This is a genomic window from Rhizobium sp. S96 (genome assembly GCF_030382195.1).
GTDB lineage: Bacteria > Pseudomonadota > Alphaproteobacteria > Rhizobiales > Rhizobiaceae > Rhizobium.
The window spans coordinates 1-7,575 of sequence record NZ_JAUDRY010000020.1 but is presented as its reverse complement, the minus strand read 5'-3'; the positions used below and the strand labels follow the sequence as shown (position 1 = coordinate 7,575).

The following is a 7,575-nucleotide window of genomic DNA, read 5'->3' as shown; positions in this document are numbered from 1 at the left end:
TCTCGGCCAGCATAACGGTCCAAGCACGGAGGTCTCTCAATCACAATGTAGAACACGTCCAGTCCTCCACCGAAGGTGGAGGTTTATTTTGCTTACAACGAAAAACCGGACGAAGAATTCGTCCGGTCATGGCACGTCAAATCTCATAATCGCTCTTTGATCGAACAGCGCGTCTAGAAGACGCTATGCTTGCTGTTCATCTTCTTGAGGTCTTCGCTTTCGCGGCGCAGGGCAGTGACTGTTGACGCCACGGACACGACAAACATGATGCTGATAAGGGCGGTAAGCACAGTTAAGATCGTGAACATGGGCAAGCCTCCTGGCCGTTGCGCTCACGTCCCTCAGTACTGGCTCATGACGGCGGCGCGTGCCGACGCATAGGGGCCATATACCTTGGACGCATCAACTTTCTGATCGTAAAGCGCGATAGTTGCAGCAACCATACCTGTCATCATTACCATCCAAACTGCATTAATCATGGTAACCTTATTGGGCATATTATCTTCCTTGTGCGGCGTATCGCGTTACGCTTCGGTTGAATGAACGCATCCGTCTGGAAATGGTTCCGTCGGATATTGACTGGTCGTTTACCAAGCCCGATCTGAAGCGACTTTGAATGCCTCGTTCATCTGGCGTTCAGAAAGCTTAATCGGTTTAAATGTCACCTTACCCATCGTTCTGATGATGGCTCGATGCTCGCGGACGTCGGAACGCACCCAATCGGCATCGTTGCGGCTCTGCACGTAGGAATAGAGAGATTCCGCAATGAGCGAGAGGAAGACGGCAACCACGACAAGAATGACCAACATGAGACTTTTCCGGGTAGGGCCGCTGCCGGAAGGCAACGGTTGATGACGCTGCCTGTTATAAGGATAGGCATCTGAAGCCGCCTTGAACGGTGCATTCATCCATCGTTCAGTTGCGGGCAAATGACTTGCGGGAAGCCATTATCCGTGACAAAAGGCGTCGAAAGAAACGGCCGGGCACATGACGACAGCTTTTTATCCGGGGTCCTTCGACCCGATCACAAACGGACATCTGGATGTGCTCGTTCAGGCGCTGAGCGTTGCCTCGAAGGTTATCGTCGCAATCGGCATTCATCCGGGCAAGACGCCGCTCTTTTCCTATGACGAGAAGGCCGAGTTGATCCGCAGTTCGCTGGCTGAAGCGCTACCGAGCAAGGCCGACGACATTTCCGTCGTTGCCTTCGACAATCTGGTGGTCGACGCCGCACGCGCGCACGGCGCGAGCCTGTTGATCCGCGGCCTGCGTGATGGCACCGATCTCGACTATGAAATGCAGATGGCAGGCATGAACAGGCAGATGGCGCCCGATATTCAGACCGTCTTTCTGCCGGCAGGAACCGCCTCGCGGCCCATAACGGCCACATTGGTCCGTCAAATCGCAGGCATGGGAGGCGATGTCAGCGCATTTGTGCCGACGGCAGTCTTGAAAGCCCTACAATCCAAGCGCAAATCCTAGGCGACATTTTTCGCCGCAACGGAGCCAACATGAAACTCTTTTATCTCGCATTTGCCGGCGTGCTTTATCTCGCTTCCTTTGCCGGGGACGCCTTTGCGGCCGACACCCTGACGATCCAGCTCAAGAGTGGCCCGGTTGTGATCGAACTCGCGCCGGACGTTGCACCGAAGCACGTTGCCCAGATCGAAGCGCTGGCCAAGAAGGGCGCCTATGACAACGTCGCCTTCCACCGCGTCATCGAAGGTTTCATGGCCCAGACCGGTGACGTGCAGTACGGCAACATGGAAAAGGGCTTCGACAAGAACCAGGTTGGCACCGGCGGTTCCGACCTGCCGAACATTCCGGCCGAGTTCTCCAAGAAGCCATTCGTGCGTGGCACGGTCGGCATGGCGCGCTCGCAGGATCCAGATTCTGCAAATTCGCAGTTCTTCATCATGTTCGCTGACGGCTCCTTCCTGAACGGCCAGTACACGGTCGTCGGCAAGGTCGTCTCGGGCATGGAGAACGTCGACAAGATCAAGCGTGGCGAAGGCCAGAACGGTGAAGTCAGCGATCCCGACAGGATGATCAAGGTCACCGTCGGCAAGAAGTAAGTTTCAAGAGAAGTAGGAGAAAAAGAAATGGCCGAGATCAAGGATCCCGAAAACACCATCATCCTGGAAACCACCAAGGGCAAGGTTGTGATCCAGCTGCTGCCGGAAGTGGCGCCTGGTCACGTCGCCCGCATCAAGGAACTCGCGCGCGAGGGTGCTTACGATGGCGTCGTCTTCCACCGCGTCATCAACGACTTCATGGCCCAGACGGGCGACGTGAAGTTCGGCAAGAAGGGCGGCGAGAGCTTCAACCCGGGCCGTGCCGGCATGGGCGGCTCCGAGAAGCCGGACCTGAAGGCCGAATTCTCGGCAATCAGCCACATTCGCGGCACCTGCTCGATGGCGCGTTCGCAGAATCCAAACTCGGCCAACTCGCAGTTCTTCATCTGCTTTACCGATGCTCCTTGGCTGAACAAGCAGTACTCCGTCTGGGGCCAGGTCATCGAAGGCATGGACAACATCGACAAGATCAAAAAGGGCGAACCGGTCGTCGATCCGGACTCGATCGTCTCGATGCGGGTTGCCGCCGACGTCTGATTGTGATGTTTGCTGGAACCCGCCCTTGCGCGAAAGCGCGGGGCGGGTTTCGCTTTGCCTGGACCAGCCTTCCCGGAATTGCCCCGATGCGTGTAGACCTTTTCGATTTCGAGCTGCCTGAGGAGCGGATTGCGCTGCGGCCCTCGGAGCCGCGCGACAGCGCGCGCCTGCTCGTCGTCGAACCCAATGGCGAGACGCAGCTTTCCGATCACCGCGTCAGTGACCTGCCGTCGTTCCTGAGGGCGGGGGATGCGCTCGTTTTCAATGATACGAAGGTCATTCCCGCCCAGCTTGAAGGCATTCGCCACCGTGAGGGCGCGGGCGGCCAGCAGGTTTCGGCGACGCTGCACATGCGGGTCGGCGCCAACCGCTGGAAGGCGTTTGCCAAGCCAGGCAAGCGCATCAAGGTTGGCGATAGGATTGCCTTCGGCCATGATGGCGAAAGCTGCCTCCTCGGGGCGCTCGACTGCACCGTGGAGGAAAAAGGCGAGGGCGGCGAGGTGACGCTGGCCTTCGATCTGTCGGGCCCGGCGCTCGATGAAGTCATCCATTCCGTCGGCCATATTCCGCTGCCGCCCTATATCGCCGCCAAGCGCGCCGAGGACGAGCGCGACCGCGCCGATTACCAGACCATCTACGCCCGCGAGGACGGCGCTGTCGCCGCACCCACCGCCGGGCTGCATTTCACGCCCGAGCTCTTCGAAGCGCTCGACAAGGCCGGCATCGAGCGCCATTTCGTGACGCTGCATGTCGGCGCCGGCACTTTCCTGCCGATGAAGGTCGACGATACCGACGATCACAAGATGCATCTCGAAAGCGGCTATGTCAGCGGCGAGACGGCCGCCAAGCTCAATGCCGTGAAGGCGAGGGGCGGGCGGATTATCTGCGTCGGCACCACCTCGCTGCGGCTGATCGAGAGTGCCGCGCAGGATAGCGGCGAGATCCGCGGCTGGGCAGGCGCCACCGGCATCTTCATCACGCCGGGCTACCGCTTCAAGGCAGTCGACGTGTTGATGACCAACTTCCACCTGCCGCGCTCGACGCTATTCATGCTGGTCTCGGCCTTTGCCGGCCTTGAGACCATGCACGCGGCCTATGACCACGCCATTTCCACAGGCTATCGCTTCTACTCCTATGGCGATTCCAGCCTTCTTTTCCGGAAAGACTAGATGACCGAGAACTTCCAGTTCACCCTCAAGAAGACCGATGCCGGCGCCCGTCTGGGCGAGGTATCCATGCCGCGCGGGACGATCCGTACCCCCGCCTTCATGCCCGTTGGCACCGTTGGCACCGTCAAGGCGATGTATCTCGACCAGGTGCGCGAAGGCGGCGCCGATATCATTCTCGGCAACACCTACCACCTGATGCTGCGCCCGACGGCGGAACGCGTCGCACGGCTTGGTGGCCTGCACAAGCTCATCCGGTGGGATGGACCGATCCTGACGGACTCGGGCGGCTTCCAGGTCATGTCGCTTTCCGGTCTGCGCAAGCTCGACGAGCAGGGCGTGACCTTCAAGAGCCATGTCGACGGCAGCCTGCACCACATGTCGCCGGAACGGTCGATCGAAATACAGGGGTTGCTGGGCAGCGATATCCAGATGCAGCTCGATGAATGCGTGGCGCTTCCGGCAGAGCCGCGTGAGATCGAGCGCGCCATGGAACTGTCGCTGCGCTGGGCCGAGCGCTGCAAGGTGGCCTTCGGCAACCAGCCGGGCAAGGCGATGTTCGGCATCGTGCAGGGCGGCGATATTCCGGCGCTGCGTGTGCGTTCGGCCGAGGCGCTGGCACAACTCGACCTCAAGGGCTATGCGGTCGGCGGGCTTGCCGTTGGTGAACCGCAGGCCGTCATGCTGAAGATGCTGGAGGAGACTCTTCCGGTTCTGCCGACCGAGAAGCCTCGCTATCTCATGGGTGTCGGCACGCCTGAAGACATCCTGCGCTCGGTGGCGCGCGGTATCGACATGTTCGATTGCGTGATGCCGACCCGCTCGGGCCGACACGGCCTGGCGTTTACCCGCCGTGGCAAGGTCAACATCCGCAACGCGCGCCATGCCGAGGACATGCGTCCGCTCGACGAGCAGTCGAATTGCCCGGCGACGCGCGATTACTCGCGCGCCTATCTGCACCACCTCGTGCGCTCCAACGAGGCGCTCGGCGGGATGCTGCTCTCGTGGAACAACCTCTCTTACTATCAGCAACTGATGCAGGGGATCCGTAAGGCGATCGCCGAAGGTCGCTTCGCCGACTTCATGGCGGAGACGGAAGCGGAATGGGCGAGGGGCGATCTCGATCCGGTGTGACGGGGCCCGCCTGGCTTCGCGCCAGGCACATCAGAACGCGCTCTATCAGCACAGGCAGCCTCCGCTGGCTTAGGTCTCAAATGCCTTCGCTATCGGTGCTCGGCACGATCTGGACGGCATTGATCTTGTAGTCTCCATTGGGCTGGCGAGACACCTGGTAGACTGCGGTCCAGTCCTTGCCGTCGCGGCCGGTGATGAGGACTTCCTGGTAGATCACCGCGCCGTTGTCGATCGACCGGCTGCGCCCGAACGCATAGTTTCCGGGGTGATAGACAGGCTCATAACTCTTCTTGACCATGGCGAAGAAGACGTTCTTGTCGGGATAAAGCTGCTTCAGCCCAGGGGTCGCATAAGAGTAGGCCGCCTCAGCGTCGTCACGCAGAAATGCCCTGATCTGCTCCTCGATCATCGTGCGCGTTGCCTCGGTCGGATCTTCGGCGCGGAGGGCGGCGACCGATACGAGGGACGCAACGCATAAAACAAGCACTGCGAAAAAAGCGCGCATCGGAATAACTCCAGCTATCTAGCAGAATTGTAGGGCTGCCGACGCGTAGGAAAAGGGGCACGCCCAAGCATTGTCTCGTTTGAAACCGCGCGATGGCAAATATGCCGGAGGTCGCTGCACCGGTTACGGTGAAGATCGGACCGTATGAGCGCCGAGGTTTACGCAGACGGCGCCACCCTATACAGGCACATTATGCTCAACCAACCTGGGCTGGATCGTGCATTATCGATACATGAAGGAAGACCAAAATGAGTGACCAGAACGACGACTACATCTACGACGAAGCGACTGGCGAGTGGCGCCCGGCATCCGAAATCGCCGCCGAGAAAGCCAGGGCCGCGGAGGTCCGCGACGCGTCGGGCAATGTCCTTGCCGATGGGGATTCCGTCGTTCTGGTCAAAGATCTCAAAGTCAAGGGTGCGGGCCAGACCTTGAAGCAAGGCACCGTCATCCGGTCCATCCGATTGACCGACAATCCCGAGGAGATCGATTGCCGGCACGATGCGATCAAGGGGCTCGTTCTGCGTACAGAGTTCGTTCGCAAGCGTTGATCGAGCGCCTTGCATCGGCGGCCACATCAAGCGTCTTCGCTATCTGATCTGGGAAACGGCACCAGGCGTGAACAATCGGTGCCGCGGCAACTCTGCACAGTTCGACATAGCCGGGCCGCGATCTGGGGTCGGAAGCGATGCGCGCGAAGTTGCGGCGCTGCCTTGCATGCAAGGTTGCTTACTGGTGCCGGAAGAGATGGCGCCAGACGCGGTCAGGCTACCGATCGCTAGAGACACCATGGGCCGCTGCCTTCGCCCGATCTTCTTTTCCTTGTCAGCACCGAGATCGGCCGGCGGCTCAGCCAATCTGAAGTGAGCGTGGCTTGGTTGGTGCATCCAGCAGCAAGCCGAAGGGGCGCCAGTTCTCACATTCACCTCATGGAGAACCTAACCCAAGTGCATAACGCCTGTTTTGCAGGGTAGGGGATCAGCCGCTTTCGCGCAAATGAGCGATGAAGACCTCGGCTGGCGTTTTGTAGCCCAGGCATTTGCGTGGTTGGTCATTGAGGTGGCGGCCGAGATCGATCAGATCGCGCTGAGACACGGCGGCAATATCGGTATTGCCTGGCGTGAAGCGGCGAATGCGTTTGTTGGCGTTTTCCACCGCGCCTTTCTGCCACGGCGCACTGGGATCGCAGAACCAGCTGCGCGCACAGATGCCATCTTCCAAAGCCCTGAAGCCGGCAAACTCCGTGCCGCGGTCGAAGGTAAAGCTCTGACGTGCACAGGATGGCAGGGCAGAGAACGTTTCGATGATCTTATCCATAATTGGACGAGAATGCCGGCTTTGGTTCTTGATCATCACCGTGTAGCGACTCTTGCGTTCAACGAGGGAGGTGACGTTGGCATGACCGAGGTCGCGCGCGAAGATCAAAAGGTCGCCCTCCCAGTGGCCAAATTCGGATCGATCGCCAATAAAATCAGGACGTTGCGATATCCGGTGACTGGCCGGAAACACGCTGTTTCGCGGCTTCCTCGCTCCACGCGGGCGGCGTTTGCGGCGCGCCTCAGGCAGATAGCGGTAAAGGCCAAGCCCGTAATCTTCCTTGCCGTAGATGAAGCGGTAGATCGTCTCAGCACAGATGCGAACCAGGCTGACGCCGTCGGCCAGCAGACGGCCAGCGATCTGTTCCGGCGACCAGTAGGCCTTCAACCTCTCGATCACCATGCCACGAAGATGCGGATGGCGCCTGAGTTTCCTCAACCGCCTGCGGCGCTCCTTGGCGATGTCATCGGCAACGGTACTGTAATAGCCGTCGTAGTCCGGAAGCTCATGATCGCGAAACGTATTGCGCCTTATCTCGCGATAGATCGTCGACCGGTGACGACCGAGTTGGCGCGCCATCTCATTGACCGGCACCTTCCGTTCAACCAGACGGTGGAGGCGACGACGATCGGCGAGAGAAAGCTGCGTATATCATCGGGACATGCCAAAATCTCCAAAGTGAAGCCATTGAAATCATTGGCATGTCGCACTTGGAAATAGAATGTACCGCGGAAGTGCTGTGGCGGAGAAGTTGGAATGTCCGGCGGTTTGCAAAGTAGAAATGTCCGACTGGTCGCTACACTGTACAGCGACCAGCCCCGATCTGAGCGGCTGATCCCGC

General features: G+C 59.5%; 10 protein-coding genes and 1 pseudogene. 6 read left to right on the top strand and 5 right to left on the bottom strand.

What is annotated here, in order from left to right:
• Positions 1 to 173: 173 nt before the first annotated feature.
• From QTL94_RS19935 to QTL94_RS19925, 3 genes are all read right to left on the bottom strand, one after another.
• On the bottom strand, positions 174 to 308 hold the full coding sequence (locus QTL94_RS19935; protein WP_275078412.1) for a hypothetical protein: 135 nt from the start codon (positions 306 to 308) through the stop codon (positions 174 to 176).
• A gap of 33 nt (positions 309 to 341) precedes the next feature.
• Entirely contained in the window at positions 342 to 497 is a 156-nt protein-coding gene (locus tag QTL94_RS19930) for a hypothetical protein (RefSeq protein WP_198928724.1), read from the bottom strand.
• Between the two features lie 90 nt (positions 498 to 587).
• Complete coding sequence (locus QTL94_RS19925) at positions 588 to 908, bottom strand: hypothetical protein (protein ID WP_289802995.1); 321 nt, start codon at positions 906 to 908, stop codon at positions 588 to 590.
• A gap of 79 nt (positions 909 to 987) precedes the next feature.
• Between QTL94_RS19925 and coaD the strand changes: the two genes are divergently transcribed.
• The 5 genes from coaD to tgt all read left to right on the top strand — a co-directional run bounded on the left by coaD (position 988) and on the right by tgt (position 4,912).
• Positions 988 to 1,482: a pantetheine-phosphate adenylyltransferase gene (gene coaD, locus QTL94_RS19920; protein ID WP_289802994.1), complete on the top strand. Its 495-nt coding sequence runs from the start codon at positions 988 to 990 to the stop codon at positions 1,480 to 1,482.
• A 29-nt stretch (positions 1,483 to 1,511) separates the two neighbouring features.
• Positions 1,512 to 2,075: a peptidylprolyl isomerase gene (locus QTL94_RS19915; protein ID WP_065692570.1), complete on the top strand. Its 564-nt coding sequence runs from the start codon at positions 1,512 to 1,514 to the stop codon at positions 2,073 to 2,075.
• A 27-nt stretch (positions 2,076 to 2,102) separates the two neighbouring features.
• Complete coding sequence (locus QTL94_RS19910; protein WP_065692571.1) at positions 2,103 to 2,612, top strand: peptidylprolyl isomerase; 510 nt, start codon at positions 2,103 to 2,105, stop codon at positions 2,610 to 2,612.
• Between the two features lie 86 nt (positions 2,613 to 2,698).
• The gene (gene queA, locus QTL94_RS19905; RefSeq protein WP_289802993.1) at positions 2,699 to 3,781 is read left to right on the top strand and encodes a tRNA preQ1(34) S-adenosylmethionine ribosyltransferase-isomerase QueA; all 1,083 of its coding nucleotides are present in this window, start codon (positions 2,699 to 2,701) and stop codon (positions 3,779 to 3,781) included.
• Positions 3,782 to 4,912 carry a tRNA guanosine(34) transglycosylase Tgt gene (gene tgt, locus QTL94_RS19900; RefSeq protein WP_289802992.1) on the top strand — a complete coding sequence of 377 codons (1,131 nt, stop codon included), beginning with the start codon at positions 3,782 to 3,784 and terminating at the stop codon, positions 4,910 to 4,912.
• A 76-nt stretch (positions 4,913 to 4,988) separates the two neighbouring features.
• On the opposite strand, the gene QTL94_RS19895 is transcribed toward tgt, so the two are convergent.
• Positions 4,989 to 5,417 (bottom strand): DUF4864 domain-containing protein, encoded by a 429-nt coding sequence (locus tag QTL94_RS19895; RefSeq protein ID WP_289802991.1) that lies wholly within the window; start codon positions 5,415 to 5,417, stop codon positions 4,989 to 4,991.
• 248 nt (positions 5,418 to 5,665) lie between these two features.
• Here QTL94_RS19895 and QTL94_RS19890 point away from each other — a divergent pair, with 248 nt between their 5' ends.
• Positions 5,666 to 5,968, top strand: coding sequence for an alkylphosphonate utilization protein (locus QTL94_RS19890; RefSeq protein WP_065692575.1), 303 nt, complete (start codon positions 5,666 to 5,668; stop codon positions 5,966 to 5,968).
• Positions 5,969 to 6,395: 427 nt separating this feature from the next.
• Here the strand turns inward: QTL94_RS19890 and QTL94_RS19885 are convergent.
• Positions 6,396 to 7,385, bottom strand: a pseudogene (locus QTL94_RS19885) (IS30 family transposase); the annotation flags it as partial.
• Positions 7,386 to 7,575 lie beyond the last annotated feature (190 nt).

Coding starts and splice junctions, on each gene's coding strand:
- QTL94_RS19935 (WP_275078412.1), bottom strand. CDS start 308: ATGTTCACGATCTTAACTGTGCTTACCGCCCTTATCAGCATCATGTTT.
- QTL94_RS19930 (WP_198928724.1), bottom strand. CDS start 497: ATGCCCAATAAGGTTACCATGATTAATGCAGTTTGGATGGTAATGATG.
- QTL94_RS19925 (WP_289802995.1), bottom strand. CDS start 908: ATGAATGCACCGTTCAAGGCGGCTTCAGATGCCTATCCTTATAACAGG.
- coaD (WP_289802994.1), top strand. CDS start 988: ATGACGACAGCTTTTTATCCGGGGTCCTTCGACCCGATCACAAACGGA.
- QTL94_RS19915 (WP_065692570.1), top strand. CDS start 1,512: ATGAAACTCTTTTATCTCGCATTTGCCGGCGTGCTTTATCTCGCTTCC.
- QTL94_RS19910 (WP_065692571.1), top strand. CDS start 2,103: ATGGCCGAGATCAAGGATCCCGAAAACACCATCATCCTGGAAACCACC.
- queA (WP_289802993.1), top strand. CDS start 2,699: ATGCGTGTAGACCTTTTCGATTTCGAGCTGCCTGAGGAGCGGATTGCG.
- tgt (WP_289802992.1), top strand. CDS start 3,782: ATGACCGAGAACTTCCAGTTCACCCTCAAGAAGACCGATGCCGGCGCC.
- QTL94_RS19895 (WP_289802991.1), bottom strand. CDS start 5,417: ATGCGCGCTTTTTTCGCAGTGCTTGTTTTATGCGTTGCGTCCCTCGTA.
- QTL94_RS19890 (WP_065692575.1), top strand. CDS start 5,666: ATGAGTGACCAGAACGACGACTACATCTACGACGAAGCGACTGGCGAG.